The organism is Arthrobacter agilis, assembly GCF_030816075.1.
Lineage (GTDB): Bacteria > Actinomycetota > Actinomycetes > Actinomycetales > Micrococcaceae > Arthrobacter_D > Arthrobacter_D agilis_E.
Genome location: NZ_JAUSXO010000001.1, coordinates 1,540,551 through 1,556,117 on the forward strand (window position 1 = coordinate 1,540,551; position 15,567 = coordinate 1,556,117).

Annotated in this window: 15 protein-coding genes; 5 read left to right on the forward strand and 10 right to left on the reverse strand. The window is 70.0% G+C overall.

Features of this window, described 5'->3' with window-relative positions:
- Positions 1-61 precede the first annotated feature (61 nt).
- The 4 genes from era to QFZ50_RS06975 are packed head-to-tail and all read right to left on the reverse strand — an operon-like array spanning position 62 to position 3,789.
- Positions 62-991, reverse strand: a complete 930-nt coding sequence (gene era, locus QFZ50_RS06960) for a GTPase Era (protein WP_307083017.1) — start codon at positions 989-991, stop codon at positions 62-64.
- The gene (locus QFZ50_RS06965) at positions 978-2,288 is read right to left on the reverse strand and encodes a hemolysin family protein (RefSeq protein ID WP_373462251.1); all 1,311 of its coding nucleotides are present in this window, start codon (positions 2,286-2,288) and stop codon (positions 978-980) included. Before QFZ50_RS06965 ends, era begins: the two co-directional genes overlap by 14 nt.
- Positions 2,285-2,758, reverse strand: a complete 474-nt coding sequence (ybeY, locus tag QFZ50_RS06970; protein WP_307083018.1) for an rRNA maturation RNase YbeY — start codon at positions 2,756-2,758, stop codon at positions 2,285-2,287. The genes QFZ50_RS06965 and ybeY overlap by 4 nt, the downstream gene beginning before the upstream one ends.
- Positions 2,755-3,789: a PhoH family protein gene (locus tag QFZ50_RS06975; RefSeq protein WP_307083019.1), complete on the reverse strand. Its 1,035-nt coding sequence runs from the start codon at positions 3,787-3,789 to the stop codon at positions 2,755-2,757. Before QFZ50_RS06975 ends, ybeY begins: the two co-directional genes overlap by 4 nt.
- A gap of 473 nt (positions 3,790-4,262) precedes the next feature.
- Here QFZ50_RS06975 and QFZ50_RS06980 point away from each other — a divergent pair, with 473 nt between their 5' ends.
- Positions 4,263-5,315 (forward strand): GerMN domain-containing protein, encoded by a 1,053-nt coding sequence (locus QFZ50_RS06980; RefSeq protein WP_307083020.1) that lies wholly within the window; start codon positions 4,263-4,265, stop codon positions 5,313-5,315.
- On the opposite strand, the gene QFZ50_RS06985 is transcribed toward QFZ50_RS06980, so the two are convergent.
- From QFZ50_RS06985 to hrcA, 3 genes are all read right to left on the reverse strand, one after another.
- Entirely contained in the window at positions 5,290-6,057 is a 768-nt protein-coding gene (locus QFZ50_RS06985) for a 16S rRNA (uracil(1498)-N(3))-methyltransferase (protein WP_307083021.1), read from the reverse strand. The two genes, QFZ50_RS06980 and QFZ50_RS06985, sit on opposite strands and share 26 nt — an antisense overlap.
- Before the next feature lie 2 nt (positions 6,058-6,059).
- Positions 6,060-7,190, reverse strand: a complete 1,131-nt coding sequence (gene dnaJ / locus QFZ50_RS06990) for a molecular chaperone DnaJ (RefSeq protein ID WP_307083022.1) — start codon at positions 7,188-7,190, stop codon at positions 6,060-6,062.
- Positions 7,191-7,276: 86 nt separating this feature from the next.
- The gene (hrcA, locus tag QFZ50_RS06995; RefSeq protein ID WP_307083023.1) at positions 7,277-8,290 is read right to left on the reverse strand and encodes a heat-inducible transcriptional repressor HrcA; all 1,014 of its coding nucleotides are present in this window, start codon (positions 8,288-8,290) and stop codon (positions 7,277-7,279) included.
- A 176-nt stretch (positions 8,291-8,466) separates the two neighbouring features.
- On the opposite strand from hrcA, the gene QFZ50_RS07000 reads away from it, so the two are divergent.
- Together QFZ50_RS07000 and QFZ50_RS07005 are read left to right on the forward strand one after the other, a co-directional pair.
- Positions 8,467-9,318 (forward strand): DUF3097 family protein, encoded by an 852-nt coding sequence (locus QFZ50_RS07000; RefSeq protein ID WP_307083024.1) that lies wholly within the window; start codon positions 8,467-8,469, stop codon positions 9,316-9,318.
- A gap of 80 nt (positions 9,319-9,398) precedes the next feature.
- The gene (locus QFZ50_RS07005; protein WP_307083025.1) at positions 9,399-9,815 is read left to right on the forward strand and encodes a DUF4870 domain-containing protein; all 417 of its coding nucleotides are present in this window, start codon (positions 9,399-9,401) and stop codon (positions 9,813-9,815) included.
- Positions 9,816-9,934: 119 nt separating this feature from the next.
- On the opposite strand, the gene hemW is transcribed toward QFZ50_RS07005, so the two are convergent.
- Together hemW and lepA are read right to left on the reverse strand one after the other, a co-directional pair.
- The gene (hemW, locus tag QFZ50_RS07010; protein ID WP_307083026.1) at positions 9,935-11,164 is read right to left on the reverse strand and encodes a radical SAM family heme chaperone HemW; all 1,230 of its coding nucleotides are present in this window, start codon (positions 11,162-11,164) and stop codon (positions 9,935-9,937) included.
- 30 nt (positions 11,165-11,194) lie between these two features.
- Positions 11,195-13,048 (reverse strand): translation elongation factor 4, encoded by a 1,854-nt coding sequence (gene lepA, locus QFZ50_RS07015; RefSeq protein ID WP_307083027.1) that lies wholly within the window; start codon positions 13,046-13,048, stop codon positions 11,195-11,197.
- Between the two features lie 194 nt (positions 13,049-13,242).
- Between lepA and QFZ50_RS07020 the strand changes: the two genes are divergently transcribed.
- Both QFZ50_RS07020 and rpsT read left to right on the forward strand, forming a co-directional pair.
- On the forward strand, positions 13,243-13,776 hold the full coding sequence (locus QFZ50_RS07020; RefSeq protein WP_307083028.1) for a type II toxin-antitoxin system PemK/MazF family toxin: 534 nt from the start codon (positions 13,243-13,245) through the stop codon (positions 13,774-13,776).
- A gap of 286 nt (positions 13,777-14,062) precedes the next feature.
- Entirely contained in the window at positions 14,063-14,323 is a 261-nt protein-coding gene (rpsT, locus tag QFZ50_RS07025; protein ID WP_307083029.1) for a 30S ribosomal protein S20, read from the forward strand.
- Between the two features lie 214 nt (positions 14,324-14,537).
- Here the strand turns inward: rpsT and holA are convergent, their stop codons facing one another.
- Entirely contained in the window at positions 14,538-15,545 is a 1,008-nt protein-coding gene (gene holA, locus QFZ50_RS07030; protein WP_307083030.1) for a DNA polymerase III subunit delta, read from the reverse strand.
- Between the last annotated feature and the right edge of the window lie 22 nt (positions 15,546-15,567).

Sequence of the window (15,567 nt, forward strand, 5' to 3'; positions counted from 1 at the left end):
TATCGCAGCCTACCGGGCCGTTCCCGCATCCTAACGAGCGGACCCGGTGAGTCGTGCCCGGCTAGAAGCCGAGCTTCACCAGCTGCTTGGGATCGCGCTGCCAGTCCTTGGCCACCTTGACGTGCAGGTCGAGGTAGATCCGGGTCCCGAGGAGCGCCTCGATCCCGCGGCGGGCGTTCGTCCCGACCTCCCGCAGCCGGGCGCCCTGCTTGCCGATGATGATGGCCTTCTGCGACGGCCGCTCGACGTAGAGGTTCACGTGGACGTCGAGCATGGGGTTGTCCTCGCTGCGGCCCTCGCGCGGGATCATCTCCTCGACGACGACGGCCAGGGAGTGCGGCAGTTCGTCGCGCACGCCCTCCAGGGCGGCCTCGCGGACGAGCTCGGCGACCATCACGGCCTCGGGTTCGTCGGTGAGCTCTCCCCCGGGGTACAGCACGGGGGATTCCGGCATGTGGCGGCTGAACACCTCGGCGACCGTGTCGACCTGGAAGCCGTCGGCGGCGGAGACGGGCACGATGTCCGCCCAGCCCGCGGGTCCGGCCACGTCGGTGCCGAGCTTCGCGACGGCCAGGAGCTGCTCGGTGAGGGCCCGTCGGTCCACGAGGTCGGTCTTGGTGACCACCGCGATCAGGGGCTTGCGGTTGAGCCGCGCGAGCTGCTCGGCGATGAAGCGGTCACCCGGACCGATCTTCTCGTTGGCGGGCAGGCAGAACCCGACGGCGTCGACCTCGGCGAGCGTGTCGGCGACGAGGTCGTTGAGCCGCTGCCCGAGGAGCGTCCGTGGCCGGTGCAGGCCCGGGGTGTCGACGAGGACGATCTGGGAGTCCTCGCGGTTCACGATGCCCCGGATGGTGTGGCGGGTGGTCTGCGGCTTCGCCGACGTGATGGCGACCTTCTGCCCCACCAGGGCGTTCGTCAGGGTGGACTTGCCGGCGTTGGGCCGGCCGACGAGCGAGACGAATCCGGCCCTGTGTTCAACGTCGCTCATGATCTGCCTCTATCGTCTCTCGTTCGTCCTGCTCGGTGTGCTCCGGGGGGAGGCGGTGCGCGATCACGTGGGAGACCCTGTTGCGTCGGCCTTCCACGCGCTCGGCCCGCAGACCGATACCGTCAATTGTGACCTCGGATCCGACGATCGGCACCCTTCCCAGCGTCTTGGCCAGGAGGCCGCCGACCGTGTCGACCTCCTCATCGTCGAGGTCGAGGCCGAACAGCTCGCCGAGGTCGTCGATCCCCATCCGCGCGCTCACCCGGTACTCGCCGTCGTCGAGCCGTTCCTGCTCGGGCACCTCGGAATCGTACTCGTCCACGATCTCGCCGACGATCTCCTCGATGAGGTCCTCGAGCGTGACGAGCCCGGCGGTGCCGCCGTATTCGTCGATGACGATGGCGACGTGCGTGGACTCACGCTGCAGCTCGCGCAGCAGGTCGCCCACGGGCTTGGACTCGGGGACGTACCGGGCGGGCCGGCACACGGCGTCCACGGGCCGGGAGAGGTTCGGCGTGGCCCGGCCGTGCAGATTCGCGACGACGTCCTTCAGGTACAGCAGCCCCCGGATGTCGTCGGAACTCTCGCCGATCACCGGGATGCGGGAGTAGCCCGAGCGGAGGAAGAGCGACATCGCCTGGTCGAGCGTGGACCCGGTGTCGATCGTGACCATGTCGGTGCGCGGCACCATGACCGAGCGGACCTTGGTGTCGCCGAGTTCGAACACCGAGTGGATCAGTTCCGCCTCGTTGTCCTCGATCATCTCCGCGTCCGAGGCACGGGACAGGAGTTCGCGGAACTCCTCCTCCGTGAAGAAGGCGGCTTCGTCGCGGCTCGCTCCCGGTGTGATGGAACTGCCGATGCGCACGAGCCAGCGCGGGATCGGACCGAGGATCGCGCAGAGGAAGGCCACGAGCCCCGCGGTGAGCCGGACCACGGCGGATGCATGCATCCGCCCCAGCTGGCGGGGCGAGACGCCGACGATCACGAAACCGATGGCCGCCATGACAGCCGTGGCGAGGAGGCCGGCGAGCCAGATGCTGTCCAGCAGGTCGTGGAACAGGATGGCGACGGCGACGGCCCCGGCCATCTCGAACCACACCCGCCAGAAGCGCAGGGCATGCATGTGGGCGACGGGGGCGTCCAGGATGCGGCGCAGCGACGACGTCCGTGATTCCTGGACGAGCGCTTCGCCCTCCTGCCGGGGGAGGTAGCTGAAGGCCGCTTCGGCGGAGGTGACGAGGGCCGCGGTGAGCGCGAAGAACAGGCCCATGAGGGCCAGGAGCCAGACGGTCAAGCGCGGGTCTCCCGTGGGGCGCTGCCACCGAGGAAGCCCGAGAGGAGCTGCCGCTGCAGGCCGAACATCTCCTTCTCCTCCTCCGGTTCCGCGTGGTCGTAGCCGAGGAGGTGGAGCACGCCGTGGGTGGTCAGCAGGAGCAGCTCGTCATTGGTGCTATGACCCGCTGCCGCACCCTGGGACGCGGCGACCTCCGGGCAGAGGACGATGTCCCCGAGGAGCCCGGCGGGCGTGACCCGCCCCGGCGTGCCGGGCCGCAGCTCGTCCATGGGGAAGGAGAGCACGTCCGTGGGGCCGGGCTCGTCCATCCACTCGACGTGCAGCTTCTCCATCGCCGCGGTGTCCACGAGGATGATGGAGAGCTCGGCCTCGGGGTGGACGAACATCGATTCGAACAGGTAGTTGGCGAGGCGGACGAGCGACTCCTCGTCGACGTCGTACCCGGACTCGTTGTTGACCTCGACGCTCATCGGTTGCCACCCGGCCGGGTGGCGCGTGCCTGCCCTGCGCGCTGCTCTTCGTCCCAGGCGCTGTAGGCGGTGACGATGTCCCCGACGAGGCGGTGCCGGACGACGTCGGCGGAGTCGAGTTCGCTGAAGTAGACGTCGTCGACGTCGCGGAGGATCTCGCTGACGATCCGGAGTCCGGAACTGGTCCCGTTGGGCAGGTCCACCTGGGTGACGTCGCCGGTGACGACCATCTTCGAGCCGAAGCCGAGGCGGGTGAGGAACATCTTCATCTGCTCCGGCGTGGTGTTCTGGGCCTCGTCGAGGATGATGAACGCGTCGTTGAGGGTGCGGCCGCGCATGTAGGCGAGGGGGGCCACCTCGATCGTCCCGGCCGCCATGAGGCGCGGGATCGAATCGGGGTCCATCATGTCGTGCAGGGCGTCGTACAGCGGCCGCAGGTACGGGTCGATCTTGTCGTTCAGAGTGCCGGGCAGGAAGCCCAGCCGCTCCCCCGCCTCGACGGCCGGCCGCGTCAGGATGATCCGGTTGACTTCCTTCTGCTGCAGCGCCTGCACCGCCTTGGCCATGGCCAGGTACGTCTTGCCGGTACCGGCCGGGCCGATCCCGAACACGATGGTGTTGCGGTCGATCGCGTCCACGTACGTGCTCTGGTTGAGCGTCTTGGGGCGGATCGTCTTCCCGCGGGAGGTGAGGATGTTGACCGACAGGACCTCGGACGGCCTGGCAGCGCTCTGCGTCTTCAGCATGGTGACCAGCTGCTCGAGGACCTGCGGGGAGACGGTCGCGTTGTTGCTCGCCATGGTCTGGATCTCGCCGATGAGCCGCTCGGTGCGGAGCACGTCGGCCGAGGGCCCGGTGATGGTCAGCTCGTTCCCCCGCGCCTGCAGGCCGACGCCCGGGAACGAGTCCTCGATCAGCCGGAGCGCCTCGTCGTTGGAGCCGAGGGCCTGCACCATCTGCTCCGTCGAGTCGAAGACGAACATCCGGGTGTCCAGTCCTGCCGCATTGATGCCAGTTGAAGATTCGCTCATAGCTCGGCCGTCCGGCCTTCGATCGCCCTCATTCGAGTAGTCGTACACGTGGTGACGGTGGCTGCGCCCGCCGCGGGTCCCGCGCTGGACCAGCGCTCGGACCGACAGCCGCAGAGATGCCAATCCTACGTCATGGTCCACTGCCGCCTCCTGTGTCAACAGGAGCCGGAGGCCTTTGATTCCCGGCCGGACATGGTGCAGGGACGTGATCTGCGGCATCCTACCCGGAGACCGAGTTCCACTCGGGTTTCATCGCGAATCGGCAACGGCTTCGTATCGATCGGGTTTCAGTCCCGCCCGGTGGCGGTCTTCCTACGGGTGCGTCCTCCCGCCCTGTGCCAAGCTGAATGAGGCCCGGCAGCGGGACCGGCTCCCGGTCCGCGCCTGCACCGACTCCAGCCGTCGATGCGCTGGACCGCGAATTTTCCAGGAATCGATCCGCGCACCTGTGCGCCTGACGGAAGGGGGCCGGCATGAGCGAGCAGGACCCCCTGAAGCGGAGCCGCCTCGGGCTGCCCGGCATCCTCCTCGTCTCCGGCGGCGTGCTCGTCGCCAGCAGCGTGTTCATCGTCCCGAACGTGGGGCTGTTCCAGGGCGGCGGGCACACGACGGCGATCGCCGAGCCCTTCGCCACCGCCGCGCCCGAGGGCTCCGCGCCGTCGGACCCCTCCGTCCAGACCCAGGGCGCCGCTGCGGGACCGGCCGAGGCGCAACCTCTGCTGCCCGTGTACTGGCTCGGGGACGTCGAGGGCAGCGACCGGCTGTTCCGCGAGTTCCTCCCGCCTCCGGAGGGGGCCACGGGTGATCCGATCGCCGATGCGGTGCAGCTCATGACGGCGGGGCGGCCCCTGGATCCCGACTACCGCTCCCCCTGGCAGCAGGCTTCGAGCGTCCGGTCCGCGATCTCCACCAAGAACGTCATCACGCTGGACATGTCCTCGGATGCGTTCTCGTCCCGCCTGGACGAGGACGCAGCCCGCCTGGCGCTGCAGCAGCTCGTCTACACGGCGACCGCCGCGGCATCGAACGCGGGACTCATCCCGGGGGGCGAGTCGAGCTCCGTCGTCGTCCTCGTGGACGGGGCGGCCGACGTCCGCGCCTTCGGCGCGGTCGATCTGGTCGGCGAATGGACGCGGGACTCAGCGGCGCTGGGCGCCCGTCTGGATCATCGACCCCCAGCAGGACGTGGAAGCGGACACCGCCGGGCTGATCATCCACGGCGTCGGTCCCTCGTCGGAGGAATCCGTCGGCTGGCGTATCGACCGCGGGGAGGACAGCTCCACCCCGGGCCCCACGGGACTGTTCCGCGACGGCTCGGTGGACATCGCGGACGGGGCCTACTCCTTCTCCGTGACGCTGCCACCGGGCCGGTACGAGGTCACCGTGACCGTCCCCGACGGCGACGGCGACGGCGAGGCACAGGATTCCAAGAGCGTCACCGTCAGGTAGACGGGGTCGGATCGGGGACGCCCGGCGCGGCCGGCATGACCGGGGTGTCCGCTACCAGCGGTCGAGCAGGTGGTTGAGCAGGACCAGTGCCGCCGGCCCGGCGGACGACGACCGCAGGACGTGTGGTCCGAGGCGCGCCGTCCGGGCTCCGACGGCGCGGAGCTTCCCCAGCTCGGCGTCGCTGATCCCGCCCTCCGGGCCCACGACGACGGCGGTCGACGAGGGCGCGTCCAGCACACCGGAGGTGCGCAGCGCCGTCACCTGAGCCGCCAGGGAGGTCTCCGCGTCCTCGTGGAGGACGACCATGCGGTCCACCGACGCCGCCCAGGTGGCGAGCCCGGAGGTGTCCACCACGCCGTGCACGTCGGGGACGAACGAGCGGCGGGACTGCTTGGCCGCGGCGCCGACGAGCGACACCCACTTCTGCCGGCCCTTCTCCGCCTTGTCGCCGCGCCAGCGGACGATGCTGCGCTCGGCATGCCACGGTACGACGGCGTCGACGCCGAGCTCCGTGGCGGCTTCGACGGCCTGCTCGTCGCGGCCGCCCTTCGCCAGGGCCTGCACGAGCACGAGGCGATGGAGCGGTGCGGGGTCCTGGCCCGCCGTCTCCACCTCGAGGTCGACCGTCCCCGTCCCGACCGCGGCGATGACGCCGCCGATCCGGTAGCCGGCGCCGTCGGACACGTCGATCCGCTCGCCCGCGGTGAGCCGTCTCACGGTGGCGGCGTGGCGCCCCTCGTCCCCGCCGAGGACGAACACGGTGCCGGGTACGGCGGACCGGACGGTCTCACCCGGACCGAAGAAGAGGGGCCGCGTCATGGTCAGCGGTTCCCGAGGCGCTCCCGGAGGCGCGCGAAGACGCCCGAACCGCTGCTGGCGAGCTGTCCGTCCGTGTACTCCTCGCCGCGCAGCTCCGCGAGCCGGCGCAGGAGCTCCTCCTGCTGGTGGTCGATGTTGCGTGGGGTCTCGACGTTGAGGTGGACGCGGAGGTCTCCCCTGCCCTGGCTCCGGAGGTGTGTGACGCCGAGCCCGCGCAGCGTCAGGATCTCCCCCGACTGCGTCCCGGGCTTGATGACGAGCTCCTGGTCGCCGTCGTACGTGTCCAGGTGCACGCTGGTGCCGAGCGCGGCCGCCGTCATGGGGACGCTCAGGGTCACGTGCAGGTCGTCGCCGTCGCGCAGGAAGGTCGAGTCCGTGTTGACGCGGATCTCCACGTACAGGTCGCCCTGCGGCCCGCCGGCGATCCCGGCCTCGCCCTGCCCGGCGAGCTGGATGCGCGTGCCGGTACCGACGCCTGCGGGCACCTTGATGGTCAGGGTGCGGCGCGCGCGGATGCGGCCCTCACCGCTGCACTCGTGGCAGGGGCTCGGGATGACGGTGCCGTAGCCCTGGCAGGTACCGCAGGGGGCACTCGTCATGACCTGGCCGAGGATGGACCGCACGGCGCGCTGGACCTGGCCGGAGCCGCCGCAGATGTCGCAGGTGCGGACGGAGGTGCCGGGCTGGCAGCAGCTGCCGTCGCACGTGGGGCAGACCTCCGCGGTGTCCACCTCGATCTTCTTGTTGGCCCCGAAGACGGCGTCCTTCAGGTCGATGCGGACGTTGATCAGGGCGTCCTGCCCGCGGCGGGTCCGCGTCGGGGCTCCGGCCTGCTGGCCGCCGCCGCCGAAGAAGGTCTCGAAGATGTCCTGGAACGCGAAGCCGGAGCCCGAGTAGCCGGCGCCGTACCCGTTGTCCGTGCCGTTCTCGTTGCCCGTCGTGTCGTAGACCCTGCGCTTCTGGGGGTCCGAGAGCACCTCGTAGGCGTGCGTGACGCGCTTGAACTCCTCGGCGGCATCGTCCCCCGTGTTCACGTCCGGGTGGAGCTTGCGCGCCAGCTTGCGGTACGCCTTCTTGATCTCCTCGCCGGTCGCACCCTGCGCCACACCGAGGACCTCATAGTGATTACTCACTCGTGCACATCACTTCCTGTTGGAGACTTCTGTCTGCTGCTCGCCGGAACCGGCGGAAATGCCTGGGTGCCCCGGAGGGCACTCGCCTACTCCTCGAGGATCCTCGAGAGGTAGCGGGCGACGGCGCGCACGGCGGCCATCGTCGTCGGGTAGTCCATGCGGGTGGGCCCGAGGACCCCGAGCTTCGCGCCGGCGTCCGGCCCGTAGCCCGTGGCGACGACGGAGGCCCCCGACAGGCCCCCGTAGGGGTTCTCGCTGCCGATCCTCACGGAGATGCCGCGGGCGTCGTACTCCATCTCGGACAGGAGCCTCAGCATGACCACCTGCTCCTCGAGCGCCTCGAGGATGGGGCCGATGCTCAGCGGGAAATCCCCGGTGGAACGGGCGAGGTTCGCCGTCCCCGCCAGCAGGATCCGGTCGTCACGGCCGAGCCCTGCGAGCTGTTCCAGCGCCCTGATGATCGTACCCCCGTGCGCCCTCAGTGCGGGAGGCAGTTGCGCCAGGGCGACACCGAGTTCGGCGGGCAGCCCGGACAGCTTCACACCCGACACCGCGGACAGGATCCGCTGCCTGAGTTCCGCGAGTTCGGCCTCCTGGATCGCGGCCGGGGTCCGTACGATGCGCTGCTGGACGGTGCCGTTGCTGGCGATCAGGACGACCAGGATCTGCTGCGGGGCGAGCAGCACGAACTCGATGTGCCGGACGGACGCTCCCCCGACCCGGGGGAACTGGACGACGGCGACCTGGTTGGTCAGCTGTGCCAGCAGGCGCACGGTCCGGTCCATGACGTCGTCGAGATCGTCGGCGCCTTCCAGCAGCGTCTGGATCGCCTTCTTCTCGGGAGCCGAGAGCGGCTTCACCTCGGAGATGCGGTCGACGAACAGGCGGTAGCCCTTGTCCGTGGGGATGCGGCCCGAACTGGTGTGGGGAGCCGCGATGAGGCCCTCCTCCTCGAGGACGGCCATGTCGTTACGGATGGTGGCGGACGAGACGCCCAGCCGGTGGCGGTCCACGAGTGCCTTGGAGCCGACGGGCTCCCGGGAGTGGACGTAGTCCTCGACGATGGCCCGGAGTACCTCCAGGCGTCGTGGTTCGCTCATTCCTGACTCACCTCCGGGTCTGTTCCTCTCCATGCGGGTGCGTTCTGCGGGCGGCCCCGAGCGGTTAGCACTCGACACACCCAAGTGCCAAGTCTAGTACGTGCGGGCCGATTGTTAGCATTGGGACCCGGGCAGCGGCAGACCGCCGCAGCCCTCACGGGAAGGACGCGCACGGCATGGACTACGGCTGGGGAGCACAGGACATCGCGGCTCCGAAGCGGGTCAGCCTGCCCGACGTCCCGGTGGAGAAGGACATGGTCCTCGAGGACGTGCAGAGCGGCTTCGTCGGCGCCGTGGTCCGCGTCGAGAAGTCAGGCGGGCTGCACGTCATGGTGCTCGAGGACCGGCGCGGGAAGAAGCGCACCTTCAGGCTCGGTCACGGGTTCCTCCTCGACGGCGATCCCGTGCACGTCGTCGCGCCCGTCCTGCGCGCCGCCCCGGCGTCCACGCGCACCGCCTCCGGATCGGTGCGGGTCGACGGCGCCCGTGCCCGGACGGCGCGCGCCAGCAGGATCTGGGTCGAGGGCCAGCACGACGCCGAACTGGTGGAGAAGGTCTGGGGCGACGATCTCCGGCTCGAGGGGATCGTCGTCGAACCGCTGCACGGGGTCGACGACCTCGAAGGGGCCGTGCGCGCGTTCGCGCCCGGCCCGGAGCGCAGGCTCGGGATCCTCGTCGACCACCTGCTGCCGGGGACGAAGGAGTCGCGGATCGCCCAGCAGGCGATGACCGTACCCGGCGCCCGCAACCACGTCCTGATCGTGGGCCACCCCTACGTGGACGTCTGGCAGGCGGTGAAACCGGCTGCCCTGGGGCTCGACGCGTGGCCGGTGGTCCCCCGCCACCAGGACTGGAAGACGGGCATCCTCGCCGGCCTCGGCTGGCCGCACCACAACCAGGCAGCCGTCGCACACGGGTGGAAGCGGATCCTCGCCGGCGTCAGCACCTACGCGGATCTGGAGCCCTCCCTGCTGGGCCGGGTCGAAGAGGTCATCGATTTCCTGACCGCCCAGCCGGGGACCGCCTGAGCCGTCCGGCCCCCGCCACCCCGTATCCTTGAAGCACACTCCCGGGGGAGAGTTCCCGCCAGCCACCAAAGGAACCGAAGTTGTCCAACACCGCCGACCACCAGCACCACGGCCGGAACGAGTCCCGTCCTGCGTTCGAGGGGACGCCCGCGACCGCCCTCCCCCTGACGGCCTCCGAGGACCGCCAGTACGCCACGCTGGCACATTTCGGCGGGATCCTGGGGTTCATCCCCTCGCTGCTGATCTACCTCATCTTCAAGGACCGTGGCCCCTTCACGGCGCAGGAGTCGAAGGAGGCGCTCAACTTCACGCTTCCGCCCACCATCCTGGCCCTGGTCGCGTGGCTCCTGTCGCTCCTGCCGGTCATCGGCGGTGTCTTCGCCGTCGTCAATGCCCTCATCTGGGTCGTCATCGCGATCTTCTCGGTCAGCGCGGGCATCCAGGTGAATCGCGGACGCCCGTACCGCTACGCCCTGAACCTGCGCCCGATCCGCTGAGCGGCCGGCACCCCTGACCCGGCGCGGCGCTCGCGTCCCGCAGCGGGGGTGGCGGACCGGCCAGGCCTGGCCGGGACAGCACCCACCTCCTGTGGTCCGCACTGGATCCGCGCGGCGCCTCAGTCCGGCAGGAGCCGGCGCACCACGGCGTCGGCGAGCAGCCTGCCGTTGAACGTCAGGACCAGGCGGCCGGCGAACGCGGCGGCCGGGTCGACCAGTCCGTCGGCGATCAGGCCGGCGACGGCCCTGCGTCCGGTCGCCGTCAGGGACTGCGTGGACAGCCCCTCGCGCAGCCGCACGCGCAGCATGACGTCCTCGACGTAACGGTCCTCCGCCGACAGCACCTCGCGGCCCGCCGCGGGTGACCGCCCGGCGCCCAGTGCGTCCGCGTAGGGACGGGGATGCTTCACGTTCCACCAGCGGGTCCCGCCCACGTGCGAGTGCGCGCCCGGGCCGGCTCCCCACCAGTCGCTGCCCCGCCAGTAGGCGAGGTTGTGGCGGCACTCGTCCGCGGGCGTACGTGCCCAGTTGCTGACCTCGTACCAGTGCAGACCGGCGGCCGTGAGCATCTCCTCGGCGAGGGCGTACTTGTCCGCGTGGTCGTCGTCGTCGATGGGCGGGACCTGGCCGCGCCGGATGCGCGAGGCGAGCCTCGTTCCGTCCTCGATGATGAGGGCGTAGGCGGAGATGTGGTCCGGTCCGTAGGACAGGGCCGTGGCCAGGGTGGTGCGCCAGTCCTCCAGCGACTCCCCCGGCGTCCCGTAGATCAGGTCGAGGCTCACGGCCAGTCCGGCGTCGCGGGCCCACTGCACGGCCTGCGGGACGCGCTCGGGCGCGTGCGTGCGGTCGAGCACCGCGAGGACGTGCGGCACGGCCGACTGCATGCCGAAGGACACACGGGTGAAGCCGGCCTCCCGCAGGGTGCGCAGGGACTCGGGGGTGACCGAGTCGGGGTTTGCCTCGGTGGTGACCTCCGCGTCCGGGGCCAGCCCCCACGTGGCACGCGCCGCGCGCAGGATCGAGGCGAGGTCCTCGGCCGGGAGCAGGGTGGGGGTGCCTCCGCCGAAGAACACGGTGGACAGCGGGCGGGCGGGCACGCCGGAGGTCTCCAGCACGCGCGCGCCGAGCTCGATCTCGGCGAGCACGGAGCCCGCATAGGCGTCCTGGGATGCTCCCCCGCCGAGCTCCGTGGCCGTGTAGGTGTTGAAGTCGCAGTACCCGCACCGGACGGCGCAGAACGGGATGTGCACGTAGAGGCAGAAGTCGCGCTCGAGCGCACCATCTGCCGCCGTGGGCGGCAGGAGTCCGTCGTCGGGCGCCGGCAGGCCGAGCGGCAGCGCGCTAGGCATGCCGGCTCGCCGCCTGGGAACCGTTCGGCATCACTTCTTGGCTTTGTCCTTCGACTCGTCGGATGACAGGGCGGCGATGAAGGCCTCCTGGGGGACCTCGACGCGGCCCACCATCTTCATGCGCTTCTTGCCCTCCTTCTGCTTCTCGAGGAGCTTGCGCTTGCGGGTGATGTCACCGCCGTAGCACTTGGCCAGGACGTCCTTGCGGATGGCCCGGATGCTCTCGCGCGCGATGATCCGTGCCCCGATCGCGGCCTGGATGGGCACCTCGAACTGCTGGCGTGGGATGAGCTCGCGCAGCTTGCCCGTCATCATCACGCCGTACGCGTAGGCCTTCTCACGGTGGGTGATGGCACTGAAGGCGTCCACCTGCTCACCCTGCAGGAGGATGTCCACCTTCACGAGGTCTGACACCTGGTCGCCGTCGGCCTTCCAGTCGAGGGACCCGTAGCCACGGGTCTTGGACTTCAGCAGGTCGAAGAAGTCGAAGACGATCTCCGCCAGGGGCAGGCGGTACCGGATCTCGACCCGGTCCTCCGAGAGGTAGTCCATGCCCCCGAGGACACCGCGGCGCTGCTGGCACAGCTCCATGATGGCGCCGACGAACTCGGACGGCGCCAGGATGGTGGCGGACACCATGGGTTCGCGTACCTCGGCGATCTTGCCCACGGGGTACTCGCTCGGGTTGGTGACCTTGAGGACCCGCTTGTCTTCGAGCGTGACCTCGTACTCGACGTTGGGCGCTGTGGAGATCAGGTCGAGGTTGTACTCCCGCTCGAGGCGTTCGCGCGTGATCTCGAGGTGCAGCAGCCCGAGGAAGCCAACCCGGAAGCCGAAGCCCAGCGCTGCGGACGTCTCGGGCTCGTAGACGAGCGCGGCGTCGTTCAGGGTGAACTTCGCCAGGGCGTCGCGCAGCACGGGGTAGTCGGTGCCGTCGAGCGGATAGAGGCCGGAGAAGACCATCGGCTTCGGGTCCTGGTAGCCGCCGAGCGACTCCGAGGCGGGCTTGGCCAGGTTGGTGACCGTGTCGCCGACCTTCGACTGGCGCACGTCCTTCACGCCGGTGATCAGGTACCCCACCTCGCCGACGCCGAGGCCCTTGGACGGCTGGGGCTCGGGTGAGCTGACGCCGATCTCGAGCAGTTCGTGGCTCGCGCGGGTGGACATCATCTGGATGCGTTCGCGCGGGCTCAGCTTGCCGTCGACGACCCTCACGTAGGTGACGACGCCGCGGTAGGTGTCGTACACGGAGTCGAAGATCATGGCGCGGGCCGGCGCGTCCGGGTTGCCGGTCGGTGCGGGGAGGTCTCGGACGATCTTGTCCATGAGGGCCTCGACGCCCATACCGGTCTTGCCCGACACCTTCAGCACGTCCTCCGGCTCGCCGCCGATCAGGCTCGCGAGCTCCGCCGCGTACTTCTCGGGCTGGGCGGCCGGCAGGTCGATCTTGTTCAGCACGGGGATGATCGTGAGGTTGTTCTCCATCGCGAGGTACAGGTTCGCGAGGGTCTGGGCCTCGATCCCCTGCGCGGCGTCGACGAGCAGGATCGCGCCCTCGCAGGCCGCGAGCGAGCGGGAGACCTCGTAGGTGAAGTCCACGTGCCCCGGGGTGTCGATCATGTTCAGCGCATAGGCGGTGCCGTCGACCTCCCACGGCAGGCGCACGGCCTGCGACTTGATGGTGATGCCGCGCTCGCGTTCGATGTCCATCCGGTCGAGGTACTGCGCCTTCATGTCACGCTGCTCCACGGCTCCGGTGAGCTGGAGCATGCGGTCCGCCAGCGTGGACTTCCCGTGATCGATGTGGGCGATGATGCAGAAATTCCTGATGATCGCCGGATCGGTGGCGGCGGGCACCGGCGCGGTGCGGGCCATGGGTGACACGTAGGTTCCTCACTGTTACGGGACAGGGCCGGCATGCAGTCCACAGCCGCGCCGTCCTCTACGGCGACGGGGCTGGTCAGCGCCGTTTCACTTCCCTTAGTGTCCCACGTGGCCGGGTGGCACCGGGAATCACGGCGACGGGACGGACGACGGCGTCGAGGTACCCGATGGGCGGCTCGCCTAGGATCACCTCCATGGCCATCACCCTGCGCTCCCTCCTGTCCCTGGCACGCCGCGTCGTCAGCGCCGCGGAGCGTGAACAGTCCAGGCAGGCTCCCGACCGCCGATCCCCGCGGAAATCCAGTGGTCCCACGGGCCGTGCGACTCCTGGCCGTCCGGCGGAGAGCCGCCGCCGGGCCGTCTCGCTGGCGTACTCCCCCTCGAGCGACGGGAATCCCGACCCGGGCGAGATCGTCTGGATGTGGGTGCCGTACGAGGACGATCCAGCGCAGGGCAAGGACCGCCCGGTCCTGCTGATCGGGCGGGACGGGCACGACCTGCTGGGCCTGATGCTCACCAGCCGCGACCGGAACAACACCCGCGAGCACGACGACCGGTACATCGACATCGGTACCGGTGCCTGGGACCGGCAGGGACGCCCGAGCGAGGTGAAGGTCGATCGGATCCTGCGGGTCGCGCCCGCCGGGATCCGGCGCGAGGGCGCCGTCCTTCCCCGGGACCGCTTCGAGCGGGTGGTCGCGGCGCTACCGGATCACCTGCTCGGCTGACCAGCCGTCCGCTCTGACCGGACACCGACCCCGGCCCGGTGCACCGCTCGGCTCCGGCCCGTGTCCGCGCCCTCACGGCGGCGGTCCCCCGCAGTCGTCGCGGAGCACCGGCAGGAGCCGTGCAGGTCCGGGTCTCCGGCTCTTTCTGGTAAGCTGTATAGCTGTGTGTCCGCGCAGGTCTTCGGGCACTTTGGCCGATCGCCACACGGTATCCCCACGCCGTTCAGTCTCTGGTCGGCCGAAATACCCTCACGACCAGTCCGCAATACAAAGAAAGTTCTCATACGTGGCAAATATCAAGTCCCAGAAGAAGCGCATCCTCACCAACGAAAAGGCGAGGCAGCGCAACAACTCGGTCAAGTCCGAGCTCAAGACCGCCATCCGCGCCGTGAACACGGCCGTCGAAGGTGCTGACAAGGACGCTGCTGCAACGGCTCTCCAGACCGCCAGCCGCAAGCTCGACAAGGCCGTCAGCAAGGGCGTGCTGCACAAGAACAACGCAGCGAACCGCAAGTCCGCGATCTCCAAGAAGGTCAACGCGCTCTAAGCTGCGAACCCTTCATCGAAGGGCCGGCTCCTCCGGGGGCCGGCCCTTCGGCGTTTAAGCCACTGCCGCAGGTCGGCCGTGCGGCGGCCCCGCGGTTCGGCCGTGCGGCGTCGCGGCGGTTCGGCCGTGCTGCGGCTCCGCGGCATTTCGGCGCTACGGCAGTGCGGCGCTACGGCAGTGCGGCGCGACGGCGGCGAAGAGGCGGTACGGCGGCTCAGCCGTCGCCGAGGGCGATGACCGTCACGGCCCGCTCGACGGCGTACACCGGGTCCCGTGCCTCGCCCTTCACCTGGGCGTCCGCTTCGGCGAGCGCACGGATACAGCGTGCCAGGGCGTCCGAGCTGAACCGCTGGGCTTCCCTGCGGGCCTGGTCCACCTGCCAGGGCGCCATCCCCAGGTCCTTGGCGAGCTGCATGGACGAGCCCCTGACCCCGTGCACCTTCGCGACGGCGCGGACCTTCATGGCGAGGGCGGCGACGATGGGGACCGGGTCCGCCCCCGTGGCCAGGGCGTGCCGCAGCATCGACAGGGCCTGGGCGGTGCGTCCTGCCAGGGCCGCGTCGGCGACCTTGAAACCTGTCGCCTCCACCCGCCCCCCGTAGTACTTCTCGACCGTCTCGACGGACACGTCGCCCGCGGTATCGGACATGAGCTGCTGGCAGGCTGCCGCGAGCTCCGGCAGCTGCGAGCCCACGGCGGCGACGAGGGCGCGCACCGCGTCGGCATCGATCCGGCGTCGTGCCAACCGGAACTCCGTGGTGACGAACTCGGCCTTCTCGCCGTCCTTCTTGAGCGGCTGGCAGTCGACGATCGTGGCCTTCGAGGCCTTGACGGCGTCGAGCAGCTTCTTCCCGCGGTTGCCGCCGGAATGGCGCATCACCAGGACGACGTCGGGCGCCGGGTCGGTGAGATAGGAGAGGGTCTCCACGAGGAAGGCGTCGTTCATCTGCGCCAGTCCCGCCACCTCGATGATCTTCCAGTCGCCGAAGAGGGAGGGGCTCGCATGCATGGTGAGCGTGCCGGCCTCGTAGGAACCGGCGTCGAAGCGGATGAGTTCGGCATCGGGCTGTGCCGCGCGGACCTGGCCGCGGATCGATTCGGCCGCCCTCGACGCGAGGTAGTCCTCCGGACCCGACAGCAGGACCACCGCCGCCGGCGTGACCTCCCGCCAGGATGCGGGGGCGGGACCGCTGGTGCGGGCGGCCGAAGATTTTGTTGCCACGGGGCGGGCTTCCTTCCGTCAG